General features: G+C 62.2%; 13 protein-coding genes and 1 rRNA gene. 5 read left to right on the forward strand and 9 right to left on the reverse strand.

Translation table 11 applies throughout. The features are described from left to right. The 3 genes from EV688_RS12185 to ilvY form a co-directional block, all read right to left on the reverse strand. Positions 1-275: ribosomal RNA gene (locus tag EV688_RS12185) — 16S ribosomal RNA — on the reverse strand; the annotation flags it as partial. A 302-nt stretch (positions 276-577) separates the two neighbouring features. Beyond that, positions 578-1,357 carry a CDP-diacylglycerol--serine O-phosphatidyltransferase gene (gene pssA / locus EV688_RS12190; RefSeq protein WP_240624408.1) on the reverse strand — a complete coding sequence of 260 codons (780 nt, stop codon included), beginning with the start codon at positions 1,355-1,357 and terminating at the stop codon, positions 578-580. 165 nt (positions 1,358-1,522) lie between these two features. After that, positions 1,523-2,434: an HTH-type transcriptional activator IlvY gene (gene ilvY, locus EV688_RS12195; protein WP_117318874.1), complete on the reverse strand. Its 912-nt coding sequence runs from the start codon at positions 2,432-2,434 to the stop codon at positions 1,523-1,525. Positions 2,435-2,538: 104 nt separating this feature from the next. Between ilvY and ilvC the strand changes: the two genes are divergently transcribed. Next, positions 2,539-4,014: a ketol-acid reductoisomerase gene (gene ilvC, locus EV688_RS12200; protein ID WP_117318875.1), complete on the forward strand. Its 1,476-nt coding sequence runs from the start codon at positions 2,539-2,541 to the stop codon at positions 4,012-4,014. A 421-nt stretch (positions 4,015-4,435) separates the two neighbouring features. On the opposite strand, the gene ilvN is transcribed toward ilvC, so the two are convergent. Together ilvN and EV688_RS12210 are read right to left on the reverse strand one after the other, a co-directional pair. Beyond that, complete coding sequence (gene ilvN, locus EV688_RS12205; RefSeq protein WP_117318876.1) at positions 4,436-4,927, reverse strand: acetolactate synthase small subunit; 492 nt, start codon at positions 4,925-4,927, stop codon at positions 4,436-4,438. 1 nt (position 4,928) lies between these two features. Beyond that, positions 4,929-6,680, reverse strand: a complete 1,752-nt coding sequence (locus tag EV688_RS12210; RefSeq protein ID WP_117318877.1) for an acetolactate synthase 3 large subunit — start codon at positions 6,678-6,680, stop codon at positions 4,929-4,931. A gap of 574 nt (positions 6,681-7,254) precedes the next feature. Here EV688_RS12210 and EV688_RS12215 point away from each other — a divergent pair. Then, entirely contained in the window at positions 7,255-7,701 is a 447-nt protein-coding gene (locus tag EV688_RS12215; protein ID WP_240624398.1) for a DUF4124 domain-containing protein, read from the forward strand. Between the two features lie 107 nt (positions 7,702-7,808). On the opposite strand, the gene clpB is transcribed toward EV688_RS12215, so the two are convergent. The 3 genes from clpB to rluD form a co-directional block, all read right to left on the reverse strand. Further along, positions 7,809-10,406, reverse strand: coding sequence for an ATP-dependent chaperone ClpB (clpB, locus tag EV688_RS12220; protein ID WP_117318878.1), 2,598 nt, complete (start codon positions 10,404-10,406; stop codon positions 7,809-7,811). 114 nt (positions 10,407-10,520) lie between these two features. After that, on the reverse strand, positions 10,521-11,267 hold the full coding sequence (gene pgeF, locus EV688_RS12225; RefSeq protein ID WP_117318879.1) for a peptidoglycan editing factor PgeF: 747 nt from the start codon (positions 11,265-11,267) through the stop codon (positions 10,521-10,523). Then, positions 11,257-12,228 (reverse strand): 23S rRNA pseudouridine(1911/1915/1917) synthase RluD, encoded by a 972-nt coding sequence (gene rluD, locus EV688_RS12230; RefSeq protein WP_117318880.1) that lies wholly within the window; start codon positions 12,226-12,228, stop codon positions 11,257-11,259. The genes pgeF and rluD overlap by 11 nt, the downstream gene beginning before the upstream one ends. A gap of 109 nt (positions 12,229-12,337) precedes the next feature. Between rluD and EV688_RS12235 the strand changes: the two genes are divergently transcribed. Next, positions 12,338-13,252 carry an outer membrane protein assembly factor BamD gene (locus tag EV688_RS12235; RefSeq protein ID WP_240624399.1) on the forward strand — a complete coding sequence of 305 codons (915 nt, stop codon included), beginning with the start codon at positions 12,338-12,340 and terminating at the stop codon, positions 13,250-13,252. Positions 13,253-13,270: 18 nt separating this feature from the next. On the opposite strand, the gene EV688_RS12240 is transcribed toward EV688_RS12235, so the two are convergent. Next, positions 13,271-14,905, reverse strand: coding sequence for an NAD+ synthase (locus EV688_RS12240; protein WP_117318882.1), 1,635 nt, complete (start codon positions 14,903-14,905; stop codon positions 13,271-13,273). A 210-nt stretch (positions 14,906-15,115) separates the two neighbouring features. Between EV688_RS12240 and EV688_RS12245 the strand changes: the two genes are divergently transcribed. Next, positions 15,116-16,693, forward strand: coding sequence for a sensor histidine kinase (locus tag EV688_RS12245; protein ID WP_117318883.1), 1,578 nt, complete (start codon positions 15,116-15,118; stop codon positions 16,691-16,693). Positions 16,694-16,699: 6 nt separating this feature from the next. Beyond that, the gene (locus EV688_RS12250) at positions 16,700-18,076 is read left to right on the forward strand and encodes a sigma-54-dependent transcriptional regulator (RefSeq protein WP_117318884.1); all 1,377 of its coding nucleotides are present in this window, start codon (positions 16,700-16,702) and stop codon (positions 18,074-18,076) included. Positions 18,077-18,083: the final 7 nt, after the last annotated feature.

An 18,083-nucleotide genomic window follows, 5' to 3' on the forward strand; every position in this document is an offset into this window, starting at 1 on the left:
GATCGTTGCCTTGGTAGGCCTTTACCCCACCAACTAGCTAATCCAACGCAGGCTCATCCGATAGCACGAGGTCCGAAGATCCCCCGCTTTCCCCCATAGGGCGTATGCGGTATTAGCTCGAGTTTCCCCGAGTTGTCCCCCACTACCAGGTAGATTCCTACGCGTTACTCACCCGTCCGCCGCTCTACTCAACCCGAAGGCCTTTCGCGCTCGACTTGCATGTGTTAGGCCTGCCGCCAGCGTTCAATCTGAGCCATGATCAAACTCTTCAGTTCAATCTTTTACCTCCACCTCTCGGCAGGAGGGCCGGGTTGCGCAAAACCTGCGAACCCCGACAAATCTCGGCTCAGACACAATTCGAAATCATTTATCCATCTGCATGAATCGATGAGTCACTTGTTGTGTCTGAATAGTCATCAGCAACTATCCCAACAAGTGCCCACACATCTGTCTTCATCTGATTGTTAACTAACACCTGACCGCCAGGGGCAGGTTTGTCCCGGTGGGCTATGCCCGACCGAGGAGGCGCATTATACGCAGGTCGGATGACCCCGCAAGGGCTTTTCGGAAAAAAGATTTATTTTTTTTCGTCAGCCCCAGAGGGCCTGCCCCGACGCGCCAGCATCACCGGCCCTGAAATGGCATATGCCAGGAAACCGATGAGGAAAACACTCGGCGGATCCACGGTCACCAGACCAAACACGAGCACGATAAGCAGTATAACAACGAACGGCACGCGCCCATGCAGGTCGACCATCTTGAAGCTGTAGTAGGGGATGTTGGCAACCATCAGCAGCCCCACCACCGCGGTCAGAACTGCCATCAGCACGGCGACCTCCTCGGGAAGACCCGGTCCAACCCAGCCGAGATCATGGGACACCCAGACGGCACTGGCAATGATACATGCGGCAGCGGGACTGGCCAGTCCCGTAAAATAGTTGCCGTCTGTCGTGTCGACCTGGGTATTGAAGCGGGCCAGGCGCAATGCCGCGCAGGCCACATAGATGAATGCGGCGCTCCACCCGAACTTGCCCAGGTCACCGAGCGCCCAGCTGAACATCACCAACGCTGGCGCAACGCCGAAGGACACCATGTCTGACAGACTGTCGTACTCGGCGCCGAACTTGCTGGCCGTGTTGGTCAGGCGCGCTATTCGTCCATCGAGACCGTCGAATACGAGCGCGAAGAAAATCGCGATCGGGGCGCTCTCGAAATCACCGCGCATCGCCGCCACCACCGCATAAAACCCACAGAAAAGCGCCCCCGTGGTGAACAGGTTGGGCAGCAGGTAGACGCCGCGCCGCTTCACGGTCCGGCCACCCTCGGAAACCTCTTCCTCGTGATCATCCACCAACATGTCAAAACTTGCCGCAACGCGAGCCGCGTCGATTTCAACTGGCTCTGTCACCACGGACTCAGTGGGCAGTGGCGGCGAATCATCACTTTCCTTCCGGACATCGTCGCTTGCGTCATCGCGCTCAGTCATGCCGTGCGCTCCTCCCTTGTTGCGTGACCCATCATATCAAACCGGCAGGTCGTACGTCCGGGCCGCAACCCGCCACAAGGATCGGACCAGCGGACTTCTGAGTCGGCGCCGCAGCGCGCATAGCCCGATCCGCAGGTCCGGCAACGGCGGGTCCAGCGGCAACCGCTCGATGCCCGCCTCAAAACCACTGTTACGCACGACGATCTCGGGCGCAAAACCCACCCCCAGCCCCAGAGCCACCATCGCCACAATCGCCTCGTGCCCCGCTACCTGCGCGTACAGGCGGGGCCGCGTGACACCGCGCCCGATAAACCAGGCATCGATCATGTCACGGGTAATGCCGCGCTCGGGAACAATGAACGGCACGTCCGACCAGAAGTCTGGCGCCGCGAGCTGCCCGTCAAGCTTCAACGCCTGCCGTGTGGCGCAATCTGCCGCCGGGATACACAGGCACATGGACGATTCTGTCAATGTCAGGAAGTCGAGACGGGCGGCGAGGGTGTCGGGGCGCACCGTGACCGCAACGTCATCGCGACCCTCCAGCACACGGCCGACGCCATCCGCCTGGTCGCCGGCATGGAGCATGATATGAACACCGGGATGCGCCTGGCGAAAACTCTCCAGCACCGGTGAAAGTACGCTGAAACTGGCGGTCACCGAACAGAACAGACTGACCTCGCCGACCAGATCGCGCTCGCTCGTCAGATCACGTCGCACACGATCCCAGTCGTCGACCGCCTGCTCGGCATAGTGCTTCAGGGTTGATCCGGCGGACGTCAGGCGCATGCTGCGACGGTCGCGCTCAAACAGTGACTGGCCAACAGATGCCTCAAGGCGCTGCACACAGCGGCTGACCGCAGACACGCTCATGTGCTGGAGATCCGCCGTCCGGCTGAAATTGAGTGTGCTGCAGACTGACAGAAAAACCGTTAAAGATTTTGTATCCATAAACCTGATTTGCGGTTAAATCAAAACAGTTTTGATCATATAGCGTTTTACGCAAATAAAAACCTGATCTATCCTCGCGGTCCACGCAAAAAGGAACACTCACCATGGGTCAGAATTACTTCAACACGCTCCCGCTGCGCCTGCAGCTGCAGCAACTGGGCAAGTGCCGCTTCATGCAGCAGTCAGAATTTGCCGATGGCGTGGAACGCCTTCGCGGGAAAAAACTGGTGATCGTCGGCTGCGGCGCGCAGGGCCTGAATCAGGGGCTCAACCTGCGGGACAGCGGCCTCAATGTCGCCTACACCCTGCGCGAATCCGCCATCAAGGAGCAGCGCCAGTCCTTCAAAAATGCAGACGGCAACGGTTTCACCGTCGGCACTTACGAACAGATGATTCCCGATGCCGATCTGGTGCTCAACCTCACGCCGGACAAGCAACACAGCGCCGTCGTCGCCGAGATCATGCCCCTGATGAAGCACGGTGCCTGCCTGGCCTACTCCCACGGCTTCAATATCGTTGAAGAGGGCATGCAGATCCGGGAGGACATCACGGTCATCATGGTGGCGCCGAAATGCCCCGGCACCGAGGTCCGCGAGGAATACAGGCGCGGTTTCGGCGTACCGACGCTGATTGCCGTGCACCGCGAAAACGATCCACGCGGCGAGGGCCTGGAAATCGCCAAGGCCTACGCTGCCGGCACCGGTGGACATCGCGCCGGCGTGCTCGAATCTTCATTCATCGCGGAAGTGAAGTCCGACCTGATGGGGGAACAGACAATACTTTGCGGCATGCTGCAGACCGGCTCCCTGCTCTGCTTCGACAAGATGATCGAGAAGGGCATCGACGAAGGCTATGCGTCACGCCTGATTCAGTACGGCTGGGAAACCATCACCGAAGGGCTGAAGCACGGCGGCATCACCAACATGATGGACCGGCTGAGCAATCCGGCCAAGATCCGCGCCTTTCACCTCGCCGGGGAGCTGAAGACGCTCATGCGGCCGCTTTACGAAAAGCACCAGGACGACATCATGACCGGCCACTTCTCGAAGACCATGATGGAAGACTGGGCCAACGACGATGCCAACCTGCTCAAATGGCGCGCCGCCACCGCAGAGACCGCCTTCGAAAAATCCGTCACCTCGGACCGGGAGATCCCCGAGCAGGAGTTCTACGATCACGGCATCCTGATGGTCGCCATGGTCAAGGCCGGCGTGGAACTGGCCTTCGAAGTCATGGTCTCCGCGGGCATCATCGCCGAATCCGCGTATTACGAGTCGCTGCACGAAACGCCATTGATTGCCAATACCATTGCGCGCAAGAAACTGTACGAAATGAACGTGGTGATTTCGGACACGGCGGAGTACGGCTGCTACCTCTTCGACCACGCCTGCCGCCCACTGCTTGCGGATTTCATGCAGGACATCGAGACGGATGTTATCGGCAACGGGATTGGCGGCGACAACACGGTGGACAATCGCGAGCTTATCGAGGTGAACGAGTCGATACGCTCGCACCCGGTAGAGACGGTTGGCAAAACACTGAGGGGGTATATGACGGCGATGAAGCGCATCGAGCGCTAGTCGGAGACGCTCCTTTACCAGTTCGGGGCGATACGTCAACTGGGAAGGGGGGTGGCGGACACGCTGCGAGGGCGTCCTGCCCGCTCGGCGCCGGCCATCCATGGCCGGCGACGGTCCGCCACCCCCTTCCCAGCCGACGTATCTTCGCGTCGGCGAAGGTGCGTTCGTCAGCTATCGCGTTTTTCCGCATCATTGAGCGGGAGTAGCACAACCGCCTGCCACATAGCACTTATGGCCAGTTTGCGCCTCCACACCCCAGACGTTTTCGGCGGCACGCTGTGGGAGGGGAAGAGCGCGGCGTGGTTTCCCGCAACGGGACCGTCGACGGCCATGGATGGCCGGCGCCGAGCGCACAGGGATGTGCTTGCAGCGTGTCCCGTTGCGGGAAACCACGCCGCGCTCGCCACCAAACCCGAAAAAACTAAAGCCGCAACACTCGATCCCCACGCGATATCCCCGCCACCCCGGAGCGCACCACCTCGAGAATATCCATCTCCGCCATCGCAGAGACAAAGGAGTCCAGCTTGTCCGTCGTCCCCGTCAGCTGAATCGTGTAGACATTCGGTGCCACATCAACCACCTGGCCGCGGAAGATATCCGTGGTTCGCTTGATTTCCTCCCGCTGCGCGCCCACGGCCCGCACCTTGATCAGCATGAGATCACGCTCGACGTGGGCGCCGCCGGTCAGGTCTATCACCTTCACCACATCCACCAGGCGATGCAGATGCTTGGTGATCTGTTCTATGTGTTTGTCGTCACCGACGGTGGTCAGGGTGAGACGCGACAGCGTGGGGTCCTCGGTCGGGGCCACGTTCAATGTCTCGATGTTGTACCCGCGCTGGGAAAACAGGCCGACAACCCGTGACAGCGCACCGGGCTCGTTCTCCAGAAGGATCGCTATGATACGCCGCATGTCAGCTCCTCTCGTTCTTGCTTAACCACATGTCCTTCATGGAGCCATTCGGCGCCACGTGCATGGGGTAAACGTGTTCCATGGGATCGACAAAGACATCGAGAAACACCAGCCGATCGCGCATGGCGAAGGCTTCGTCCATCGCCGCATCAAGATCGGCCAGCTTGCGCACCTGCATGCCGACATGGCCATAGGCCTCTACAAGCTTGATGAAGTCGGGCAATGAATCCTCGTAGGTGCTCATGGCGTATCGGCCTTCATACTGCATGTCCTGCCACTGTTTAACCATGCCGAGATAGTTGTTGCGCAGGTTGATGATCTTGATTGGCGTGTTGTACTGCTTGCAGGTGGAAAGCTCCTGGATGTTCATCTGGATGCTGCCCTCGCCCGTCACGCAGGCCACATCGCTGTCGGGGAACGCCAGCTTCACGCCCATCGCGGCGGGCAGGCCGAAACCCATGGTGCCAAGCCCCCCCGAGTTGATCCAGCGTCGCGGCTTGTCAAAGCGATAGTACTGCGCGGCAAACATCTGATGCTGGCCGACATCGGAGGTGACATAGGCATCGCCGGCGGTTGCGCGATACAGGCTCTCGATGACCTGCTGCGGCATGATGTAGTCGCTTTCGCCGTAGCGACGCCCGCTCCACAGGCCATGTTTGCCCCGCCACTCCTCTATCTGCTGCCACCAGCGCGCGAGCGCATCGGGATCGGGCAGGGGCTCGGGCTCACCGGCCTGAATCTTGTCCAGCTGGGCGATAAGTTCGGTCAGCACCTCCCTGACCGGCCCCACGATCGGAATGTCCGCCGGTACCGTCTTGGAAATGGACGCCGGGTCGATATCGATATGAATGATCTTTGCGCCGGGGCAGAACTTGCTCACGGTGTTGGTGACCCGATCATCAAAGCGGGCGCCCACGGCGAGGATGACGTCCGCGTTGTGCATGGCCGTATTCGCTTCGTAGAAGCCGTGCATGCCGAGCATACCGAGGAACTGCGGGTCGCTGCCCGGGTAGGCGCCAAGACCCATGAGGGTATTGGTCACCGGATAATTGAGGTGTTTTGCCAGCGCGACCAGCAGGTCGCTTGCCTCGCCAAGAATCACGCCGCCGCCACTGTAGATCATGGGACGCCTGGCGCCGAGCAGCATGCGTGCGGCTTTCTTGATCTGCCCCGTGTGCCCACGCTGCGCCGGCGAATAGGAGCGCATGCGCACGGACTCAGGGTAGTGATACTCGAATTTCTCGTCAGGACGCGTGATGTCCTTGGGAATGTCGATCACAACAGGGCCGGGCCGACCGGTCGTGGCGAGCGTAAAGGCCTTCTTGATGGTTTCGGGCAGCTCGCTGGCGTGCCGGACCATGAAACTGTGCTTCACGATAGGGCGCGAGACCCCCACCATGTCGGTTTCCTGAAACGCATCCTCACCAATCAGGTGCGAGGCAACCTGACCCGAGAAAACCACCATCGGGATCGAATCCATGTAGGCCGTCGCAATACCGGTGATGGCGTTGGTGGCGCCGGGACCGGAGGTCACCAGCACCACACCCGGCCTGCCCGTGGCGCGCGCGTAGCCATCCGCCGCATGCGTCGCCGCCTGCTCGTGCCGCACCAGTACATGCGGAACGCCGCCGTCTGACTTGAACAGGGCATCGTAGATGTGCAGGACTGCACCGCCCGGATACCCGAAAATAAACTCGACGCCCTCGTCTTTGAGGGCCTGGGCGATCATCTCACCGCCTGACAACAGCTCCACTGTATCTCTCCCGTTCGCAAAGCCACACGCGTATCCCTCGCGGGCAAGTGCCTGAAAGCGGTATGGCAGGAGGGATCAGAGAGGATGTCACTGTGCCCTGCCACTCCCGGGGGTCGACGCCGGCCGCTTGCCGGTGATGCGCCTCAAAGGAATGACAGTCACGAAAACCCGTGCATGTGTCGCCCTGCGGGGTAGCGCAGTGTCGAACCCGTGACTGTCGGCAAAGGCCGGACAGCCACTTACGGGACATGCCAGCAGCCTCACCCGCTATCATCCGCGGGTGCGGTGGACCAGGGGCCGAGGGTACTCGGCAGTGATCGTTGCCACTTGCATGACTTCCCCGATTGTCTTGACAGATACCGTGGAAGTCAAACCCTCATGCGCCGTTATGTGACTTATTCCCGGCCACAGATGACGTTGCGCGCCCTGCGTATGTCAGGTATTTTGACAGTCAACCTCTACTCATCCCGGAGTCACCGTGCGCTATCAGCCTGCTCAGGGTTCCGCATTCGCCTCAATCGGTCGCCTCGCGCGCCGGGCAGGATGCTCCACTCGTCTATTTTGCGCGTTACTGGTGCTGGCCGCAGGTGTCAGCACCACACTCCACGCCGCCGACAGCTACTACCGCTGGAAAGATGAGCGCGGCAACATGGTCGTCAGCGATCGCCCTCCCGAAGCGTCAATCGAGTACGAGGTCTTTTCCACCGGGTCGAGCCGATTCCGACGGGTTTCCCCCGGTGAGGGTGCGGTGCCGGCTGAGATAAGTTCGCGACCCGGCAACCGCTTTGAGACCCGTGATAACGCGGACGAAAACGGCAGCATGGATACCGTCGCTGTGGAGGTTCTGCCGGAAAAGGACCCGGAAATCTGCGATCGTGCGAGGCAGAACCTTGAAACACTGGAAACCGCGGCACGTATCCGTGTCCGCGACGAAGCCGGTGAGCTGCGCTACCTTACGGAGGACGAAATCGCGGTTCAGCGCCAGAACGCGCTGGATAACATCGACGTGCACTGCGAATAGTACACACGACGTCACGCAGACTGACAAGCAGTGCGCCACCGCCCCTGAACGCCTCGGCAGCGCGCCCAGGAATCGATTGAGCGGCTAGCTAGCAGGCCCCCCAACTGTCACGCAGCGGCGTCAGTGGCGCGAGCGCTGAAGACGCTCGCATCGTCCTGCAGGTCAACAACAATCACATCGCCGGCGCTGAACTCCCCGGACAGAATACGCTGGGCCAGAGGATTTTCGAGCTCCTGCTGGATGGCCCGCTTGAGCGGTCGCGCACCATACACCGGGTCGTAGCCCGCCGCGACCAGCCTGTCCATGAACGCATCGCTGATCTCGATCTCAAGCTCGCGTTCCCGCAGTCGACTGCGCAGGCCCTTGAGCTGGATATCGGCAATACCGCGTATCTGCGATTGCTGCAGCGGATGGAACACCACGGTCTCGTCGATGCGGTTGATGAACTCCGGCCGGAAGTGACGACCTACCACCTCCATCACGGCGGACTTCATGCGATCGTAGTTTTCCTCGCCAGCGAGCTCCTGAATGACGTCCGAGCCCAGATTGGAGGTCATTACGATCACCGTGTTGCGAAAGTCCACGGTGCGCCCCTGGCCGTCGGTCAGGCGACCATCTTCCAGCACCTGCAGCAGGATATTGAAAACATCCGGGTGGGCTTTCTCCACCTCGTCCAGCAGTAGCAGTGAGTAGGGACGACGGCGCACGGCCTCGGTCAGGTAGCCGCCCTCCTCGTATCCCACATAGCCCGGGGGCGCACCGATCATGCGCGCCACGGAATGCTTCTCCATGAACTCGGACATATCGATACGGACCATGGCCTGCTCGCTGTCGAACAGAAATTCGGCAAGCGCCTTGCACAGCTCTGTCTTGCCGACGCCGGTGGGGCCCAGAAAGAGAAACGAGCCATTCGGTCGCATCGGGTCGGAAAGCCCGGCGCGGGAGCGACGCACGGCATTGGCCACGGCGCCGACGGCTTCGCCCTGACCGACAACCCGTTGATGCAGGGAGTCTTCCATGCGCAGCAGTTTGTCGCGGTCGCCTTCCAGCATCTTGGCAACCGGAATTCCTGTCCAGCGGGAGACAACTTCGGCCACTTCTTCTTCGGTCACCTTGTTGCGCAGCAGCGTACGCTCGACATTCTCCGCTTCCTGCGCCTGTGTCAGCTGCTTTTCCAGTTCCGGCAGACGACCGTACTGCAGCTCGGACATCCGCGTCAGGTCACCACTGCGACCCGCCGCCTCAAGCTCCAGCTTGGCCTGCTCGATTTCGCTCTTGATCTGCGCGGCACCCTGCAGGGACGCTTTCTCGGCCTTCCAGATCTCTTCCAGGTCGGAATATTCCCGACCCACTTTCTCGATCTGCTCGTTCAGCAGCTCCAGCTGCTTCACGGCCCCGGCATCCTCGTCCTTCTTGACCGCCTCACGCTCGATCTTGAGCTGGATCAGGCGCCTCTCAAGACGATCCATCGCCTCGGGCTTGGAGTCGATTTCCATGCGAATGCGGCTGGCCGCCTCATCCACGAGATCGATGGCCTTGTCGGGCAGCTGGCGATCGGTAATGTAGCGCTGCGACAGCTTGGCCGCAGCGATGATCGCGCCATCCGTGATGTCGACACCGTGGTGAACCTCATAGCGCTCCTTGAGACCGCGCAGAATGGCGATGGTGTCTTCCTCGTTGGGCTCCTCCACCAGCACTTTCTGAAAGCGCCTCTCAAGCGCCGCATCCTTTTCCACGTATTGCCGGTATTCGTTGAGCGTGGTCGCTCCCACGCAGTGCAATTCACCGCGGGCCAGGGCGGGCTTGAGCATATTGCCGGCATCCATCGAGCCCTCCGCCTTGCCGGCACCCACCATGGTATGCAGTTCGTCGATAAACAGAATCACGCGGCCCTCCTCCTTGGAGAGCTCGTTGAGAACCGCCTTCAGACGTTCCTCGAAATCACCGCGGAACTTGGCGCCCGCAAGGAGTGAGCCGAGATCCAGCGAAAGAATGCGCTTGTCACGCAGGCCCTCTGGCACCTCGCCGTTCACCACCCGCTGGGCAAGGCCCTCGATAATGGCGGTCTTGCCGACGCCGGGTTCGCCGATCAACACCGGATTGTTCTTGGTTCGCCGCTGTAGTACCTGGATGGTCCGGCGGATCTCGTCATCACGACCGATTACCGGATCGAGCTTGCCGTCACGGGCACGCTCCGTGAGATCAATGGTGTACTTTTCCAGCGCCTGGCGCGACTCTTCCGCCTCCGGGTTGTCCACCGACTGGCCGCCGCGAACAGAGGCGATCGCCTGCTTGAGTCCTTCGGGTGTAACACCGGACTGACGCAGCAGCTTCGAGACCTCTGAACCGCTGCTCTCGAGCATTGCCCGCAGCACGAGCTCACTGGAGACGTAGGCATCGCCTGTCTGCTGCGCAAGCTTGTCAGTCATGTTCAGAATGCGGCTGAGCTCATTGGAAATGTGAATATCACCACCGCTGCCTGACACGGTCGGCAACGCGGCGATGGCACCGGCCACGGCCGCCCCCAACGCCGTCGTATCAGCACCCGCCTTCTGTAGCAGGGGTCGTGCTGAACCACCCTGCTGGGTCAGCAATGCCGACAGCAGGTGCGCCGGCTCTATGAAGTTGTGGTCCTTGCCCAGTGCCAGCGACTGGGCGTCGGCCAGTGCGTTCTGCAGCTGGTTGGTCAGTTTGTCCATTCTCATGCGTCTGTCTCCTGTCCGACAACCCCCGAAAAACGGCAATTGCAACGGCTCTGTTGATACTCAGGTTATGGGGACAGGATAGACCGCTTTCAAGCAGGGTTACCGGACAATGCGTCAGGGATTGACCAGGATCAAGGACGCCATGCGGCCGGTTTCACCGTCACGGCGGTAGGAGAAGAAGGACTCGGGCGATGACCGGGTGCAGCGCGCGTCAACGGTGATGTGACTGACCCCCAGAGCTTCCAAGCGCTGGCGGGCAAGTGATTGCAGGTCGGCCAGGTAATGGTTCGGCCGATGGGACGGCTGGAAGCACGCACGGACGGCGGCAACGTCCGCGGTCGCCGCGTGGTCGCAGAACGCCGACAGCACCTCCGGACCCACCTCGAATGCCGCGGGACCGATACAGGGGCCAAGCCAGGCCATCAGTTCCGCGGGCGCGGCTTTCATGGCAGCCACGGCGGCCTCAAGCACACCGTCGGCGAGTCCTCGCCAGCCGGCGTGCGCGGCAGCCACAACCGTCCCGGCGCGATCGCAAAGCAGAACCGGCAGGCAGTCCGCCGTCAGAATCGCACAGGCAATACCCGGCTCCTGACACACCGACGCATCGGCAGGAACCCCGGGATGGCTCGCCGCGTCGATCACGTTCGTGCCATGTACCTGGTCGAGCCAGGCTATGCGGGAACCGGCTGGCAGAGACGACCGCAGCGTCTCCCGATTCAGCACGACGGCTTGACGATCATCGCCAACATGGGAGGCCAGATTGAAACTCCGCCACGGTCCGCGGCCGACGCCGCCGCCGCGCGTCGTCGTCAGCGCGGTGAGGGTGCGCGGGAACCCTGCCGCTACCCGTTCAACCGACAAGACCGTCCACCGGGTCCTCGGTCGCCAGCACCGCAAGCAGTTCCTGCATGTCGTCGGGCAGCGGGCATTCGAACGTCATCTCCCGCATCTCGCGGGGGTGGACGAGCCGCAGCTTGCGAGCATGCAGGGCCTGCCGCGGAAATCGCCGCAGGGCGTCGACCAGCGACTGCGAGGCACCCGCAGGTATGCGGGGCCGTCCCCCGTACACCGGGTCGCCGATCAGCGGATAGTGCCGGTGAGACAGGTGCACACGTATCTGGTGGGTGCGACCGGTCTCGAGGCGCACTGTAATGTGGGTATGATGCGCGAAGCGCTGCGCGACCCGGTAATGCGTTACCGCATTCTTGCCCCCCTGGGCGACAACCGCCATTTTCTTGCGCTGCCGGGGGTGGCGCCCCATCGGCGCGTCGACGGTGGCACCGCCGGTCATGGCGCCGACGCACACGGCATCGTATTCGCGACCAACCGTGCGGGCCTGCAGCTGCTCCACCAGGTGGGCGTGGGCCTGCAGGGTTTTCGCGGCAACCATGATACCGGAGGTATCCTTGTCGAGGCGGTGCACAATGCCGCCCCGGGGCAGCTGGCTCATCGCCCCATGGTGGTTGATGAGGGCATTCACCAGTGTTCCATCGTGATGGCCCGCCGCCGGGTGAACCACCAGCCCTGCAGGCTTGTTCAGCACCAGGATACTGTCGTCTTCATGGACAATGTCGAGTGCGATCGGCTGGCCCTGCCAGCCGACTGCATCTTCCAGCTCCGCTGAAATCCTGAGAGTAGCTCCGGCTGCCACCTTTTCGCGCGGGCGGAGCAAGGCGCCGTCCACGGTCAGGGCGCCGTCGCGAATCCAGGCCTGCAGGCGGGACCGGGAGTAGTCCGGAAACAGACGTGCAGCCACCTGGTCAAGGCGCTCTCCCGCCGCGACCTCCTCGGCGACAGCACTCAACTCTATACGCTCAATCATTCACGCGCCTGCCCATCTTTGCCTGCCTGCCTCATACCCGCTGCGGTTTCAGCAGGCCAGTGTCTGTGATTAAATGGCGACCCGCTTGAATCATGGTAACACGCAGCCTGTGAGTACATTACCCGACCGCGTCGCGACGCCGCTACGGCACACACCGCGCGCCCTGCTGGCATCTCTGGTACTGGCACTGCTGGCCGCCTGCGCTGGCAATGACGAGATGCCCGATATCGCCGCAGACAGCGGCGAGGCGCAGATCTACCGCCAGGCGGAACGTTTTCTCGACAGCCGCAACTACAACATGGCCGTGCGCAGCCTGCAGGCGCTTGAGTCGCGCTATCCGTTCGGCAAGTACGCCGAACAGGCGCAGCTCGAGCTGATCTATGCGCATTACGGGGCACTCGAGACAGAAGCGGCGATAGAAGCGGCCAACCGCTTCATTCGCCTGCACCCTCAGCATCCCAACGTCGACTACGCCTATTATATGAAAGGCCTGGCCGCCACCGCCGCCGACCAGGACATCCTGTCCCGCTTTCTGCCCCTGGACAAGACCACGCGTGACGTGACCTACGCCCGAGAGGCCTTTGCCGAGTTCTCCCAGCTGGTATCGCGCTATCCGGACAGTGCCTACGCCGCTGACGCGAAGGCGCGCATGGTCTACCTTCGCAACCTGCTGGCCCGCCATGAGATCAATGTCGCCAACTATTACTTCCGGCGCGGCGCCTATCTCGCCGCCGCCAACCGGGGCCGCTACGTGGTAGAGAACTTCCAGCGAACGCCGGCGGTGGCCGACGGGCTGGCGGTCATGGCACAGGGCTACATCCTGCTGGGCAAGGACGACCTGGCGAAGCAGGCAACGGAAACGCTGGCGCTGAACTTTCCGGACCATCCGGCGCTGGAGAAGGGCGGCAGCCTGCGCAGCGAGTACACCCTCGAAGGCGAGCAGCGGTCACTGATCAACCGGCTGTCTTTCGGCCTGTTCGATCCACCGCGCCCACCACAGTTTGACAGCCGCGATTCCGATTGACGGACATCGCCGCGTCGCTCAATCACCCACGACCCAGCCTGAGGTAATCGGATAGCGGCGATCCCGCCCGAAGCCCCGGCGGGTGATACGCACGCCGACCGGGGCCTGCCGCCGCTTGTATTCATTGCGGTCCACCAGCCTCACCACGCGCTCGACATCCTCACGCTGGAAACCGCTGCCAACAATATCGTCGGCGCTTTCATCGTTCTCGATATAACGCTCGAGTATCGCGTCCAGTACCGGGTACGGCGGCAGGCTGTCCTCGTCCTTCTGATCCGGCGCCAGCTCCGCAGAGGGCGCTCGCTCAATGACCCTTTCGGGTATACAGAGACCCCGCTGATTGCGGAAGCGGCTGAGCTCATAGACCAGGGTCTTGGGCACGTCCTTGATCGGGTCAAAGCCGCCCGCCATGTCGCCGTAGAGAGTGGAGTAGCCGACCGCGAGTTCACTCTTGTTGCCCGTGGTCAGCACCAGGCTGCCTGTCTTGTTCGAGATCGACATCAGGATGACGCCGCGACAGCGCGCCTGCAGATTCTCCTCCGTGGTATCCGGCGCGCGCCCGGCAAAGGCGTCGGCAAGGCTATTCATGAAAGCGTCGTAGATCGCCTCGATGGAGATCACCGAATGCCTGACACCCAGCAGGCGACTCTGCTCCGCGGCGTCGTCAATACTCATCGCCGCCGTGTAACGAAATGGCATCATGATGGCCTGAACGCGCTCTGCGCCGAAGGCATCCACAGCAATGGCAAGCGTCAGCGCGGAATCGATACCGCCGGACAGCCCCAGCACCACACCGGGAAAGCCGTTCTTGTCGATATAGTCCCGCAGTCCCAAAACCAGGGCCTGGTAAGTGGCATCCAGTTCATTATCCGGCTGGGGCGCGCGCAACCCGTCGACCGCCACATCGCCCGCCGGGTCCAGGGTGACGCCAACCCAGTGCTCCGCCTCCACAAAGCGCGGGGCGACGACGCGCAATGCCCCCTTCGCGTCAACGGCAAAAGAGCCACCATCAAACACGAGTTCATCCTGCCCGCCCACCTGATTGACGTAGACGATGGGCACGCCCGCAGACTGCGCCCGCCGCGCTACCAGCGCCTCGCGCTCTGCTTGCTTGCCGCGGTGGTAGGGCGAGGAATTCAGGTTCAGCACCAGCTGTGCCCCCGCCGCCGCCGAGTCCGCCACCGGGGCCGACTCCCAGATATCCTCACAGATACTCAGCGCAACCTGCACCCCTCCCAGAGGCACGACGACGGCCGATGCTCCCGGAGCGAAATACCGCTTTTCATCGAAAACCTGGTAGTTGGGCAGGCAGCGCTTGGCGTACTCGGCCACGACCCCACCGCCGCTGATCACGCCGGCGAGGTTCATCAGCGCTCCGCTGCGAAAGGCCGGATAGCCCAGCACCACAGTCACGCCCGGCGGCAGCTCCCGGGAAAGCCGGTCCAGCGCCCGCTGCACGCGTCGCTCGATACTGGGGCGCAGCAGCAGATCCTCGGGGGGATACCCGGTGAGCGTCAGTTCGGGGAACACGCAGATAGCGTCGGGATGCGTGTCGGCCGCCCGCTGTGCCACCGCCAGAATGCGCGCCACGTTGCCATCAAAATCGCCAACGCGCGTATTGATCTGGGCCATGAGAATATTCAGGGTTGCCATAACTCGCTGCCGCCGGAAAAAAGGACGTATTGTGGTGGAAACACCGGAGCAAGACCAGTGGGCCCGCACCCCGCGGAACGCACATCGTGGCAACAGCGTGGACGTCATCCGGCTGGTACACTTGCCGCTGATTTCAATCGCAGGCAGAGCAACGTGAGCACCCCGGCTACCCTGACCCGACCAGGCCCGAAACCGCCGCCGCAGAACCGCATGCTCTACCGCATCTATATCGGCTATCGGTGGCTGCTGTCGGCCGTCTTCCTGCTGCTGATGATCATCCCCAGCGCGCGCGAACTTGTGGGCAGTCTCAACCCGGGGCAATACCTGTTCACCACCGTCCTGTTCCTGTTCAGCAATATTTTCCTGCTGCTCACGCTGAGCCGTGACTGGCAGCGATCAAACACCTTTCTCGTGCTGCTGTTCAGCGTCGACATGGCCGGCATCATGCTGCTCGCGGATGCCAGCGGCGGCATGAGCAGCGGCCTGCCGCTGCTGCTTGCCATCACTGTGGCCTCGAGCGCTATCCTGATCAGCAAACGCACGCTGGCGACGCTGGTCGCGGCCCTCGGCGTGATCGCCATCCTGGCCGACACAGTGCGGCTGATATCCATCGACAAGCAGACGATCAACGACCTGCTGCCCGCGGGCCTGCTGGGACTGCTGCTGTTCGTCGTTTCCACCCTGGTACAGATTATCGCCTCACGTCTTGGTCGCGCGGAGGCGCTTGCCCAGGAGCGCACCTCGGATCTCTACAGCCTGCAACGGCTGAATGAGCTGATAGTACAGAACCTGCAGACCGGCATTCTTCTGGTGGACGAATCGGACCGGGTGCGGGTCATGAATCAGGCCGCCACCGGATTGCTGACGGCGGAGCGACCGCGATCGGTCGAGCAGGGACGGCAGCTGCGCGACTACAGTGAAACCCTGCAACAGCGTCTGCAGACCTTTCGCGACCGCAATACGCAGAATCGCGCGCCATTTCGGATAGAGCCGGATGGTCGCGAAGTCGTGCCGCGCTTTCGCGCCCTCGATGCGGGCACAGGACCCTCCAGCAGGGAGACACTGGTGTTCCTCGAGGACTACACGCCGGTTGCCCAGTATGCCCAATCGCTCAAGCTGGGATCACTCGGCAGATTGACGGCCAGCATCGCACACGAGATACGCAACCCGCTCGGCGCGATCAGTCATGCCGCCCAGCTGCTGGTAGAGTCGCCGCACGCCGATGCCGCTGACCGGCGCATGATCGACATCATTGTTACCAACAGCCAGCGGGTGAATGATATCGTCGAAAGCATTCTGCAGATCTCCCGACGCGAACCCCCCCGTCCGGAGCTGCTGCAAATGCCGGACTGGCTGCACACACAGCTTGACCGCTACCAGTCGACGCGGGGGTTGCGCGGGGCACTGCGCTGCGAGGTCGCAGAGCCCATGCAACTGGAATTCGATCCCGAGCATCTGCAGCGAATCCTGACCAACCTGCTCGACAATGCCTTGCGGCACAGTGCACAGAAAACCGGGCGCGAAACCGCAAGCCTGGGCCTGCGTTCGGACACGGCCCGCAACCTTGCCATTATCGATGTTGTCGATGAGGGCGACGGCGTTGCCGCAGATGACGTGCCGCGCCTGTTCGAGCCATTCTTCAGCCGCAGCAAGGGTGGCAGCGGCATGGGCCTTTACTTGTGCAGGGAACTCTGCGAACTCAACCACGCCGACCTTTTCTACCATCCCACCGCGACAGGCGAGAGCTGCTTTCGCATAAGCGTCGCCCTGCACGCAAGCCAGCAGTAGTGTGCCATGACTGAAAAAACCGTACTCATCGTTGACGACGAACCCGATATCCGCGAACTACTCGAGATCACCCTGAGTCGCATGGGTCTGTTGACGCGGTCCGCGGCAAACCTGACCGAGGCCGTTGCGCTCCTTGCGGAGGCCGCGCCCGACCTCTGTCTGACGGATATGCGCCTGCCCGACGGCAACGGGATAGACCTGGTCGCGCACATTCAGTCCGACTATCCACAGGTTCCGGTCGCCGTGATCACTGCCCATGGCAGCGTGGATGCGGCGATTGCCGCGCTCAAGGCGGGCGCCTTCGACTTCATCAGCAAACCGGTGGAGCTGGAGAACCTGCGCAACCTTGTGCTTTCTGCCCTGGAGCTCGGCGCGGAATCCAGCGACGGCGTCGACGACGACCACGGCGGCCTGATCGGCGAAACACCCCAGATGCAGCGCCTGCGCCAGCAGATCGACAAGCTGGCCCGCAGCCAGGCGCCGGTGCACATCCACGGTGAGTCGGGCACGGGAAAAGAAGTTGTCGCGCGTCTGATACACCGCCGGGGACCGCGCGCCTCGGGCCCCTTCATTGCCGTCAACTGCGGCGCCATTCCGGCGGAGCTGATGGAAAGCGAGCTGTTCGGGCATGTGAAAGGCAGTTTCACCGGTGCGCATCGTGACAAATCGGGCCTGTTTCAGGCGGCGAGCGGCGGCACCCTGTTCCTGGATGAGGTCGCCGACCTGCCCCTGTCCATGCAGGTCAAATTGCTGCGTGCCATCCAGGAAAAAACCATCCGTCCGGTGGGCAGCAGTGAGGAAACCGGTACCGACATACGCCTGCTGAGCGCCACCCACAAGGACCTGACTGGCGAGGTGGAAGCGGAAAGATTCCGGGAAGACCTGTATTTCCGCATCAACGTCATCGGCCTCAAGGTACCCGCTCTGCGCGAACGTCTGGATGACATCCCCAGGCTGGCAACAACGCTCCTGCAGCGTATTGCGTCTGACATGGGCATCAGCGCGCCGGTGCTTCAGCCGGCCGCCATCGATCGGCTTCAGGCCTATCACTTTCCCGGCAATGTGCGGGAACTGGAGAACATTCTCGAGCGTGCACTGGCGCTGGCAGAGGGCAGCGAACTGACCGCCGACGACCTGCAGCTGCAGGCGGCACCGCGCGCGCCCGGGGGGCAGCAGCTGAATCGTCGCCGCGACGATCGCGACCGGTTGCAGGCGGTCGCAGGTGATCTGCCCGGCTACATGGACAGCATTGAACGCGAGGTGCTTGGCGCGGCGCTGGAGCGCTACCAGTGGAATCGCACCGAGGCGGCGTCGGCACTGGGGATATCCTTTCGCAGCCTCCGCTACCGGCTGAAAAAACTGGGACTCGATCAGTCGGATTAAGCCGGCG

Source organism: Chromatocurvus halotolerans, assembly GCF_004340525.1.
Taxonomy (GTDB): domain Bacteria; phylum Pseudomonadota; class Gammaproteobacteria; order Pseudomonadales; family Halieaceae; genus Chromatocurvus; species Chromatocurvus halotolerans.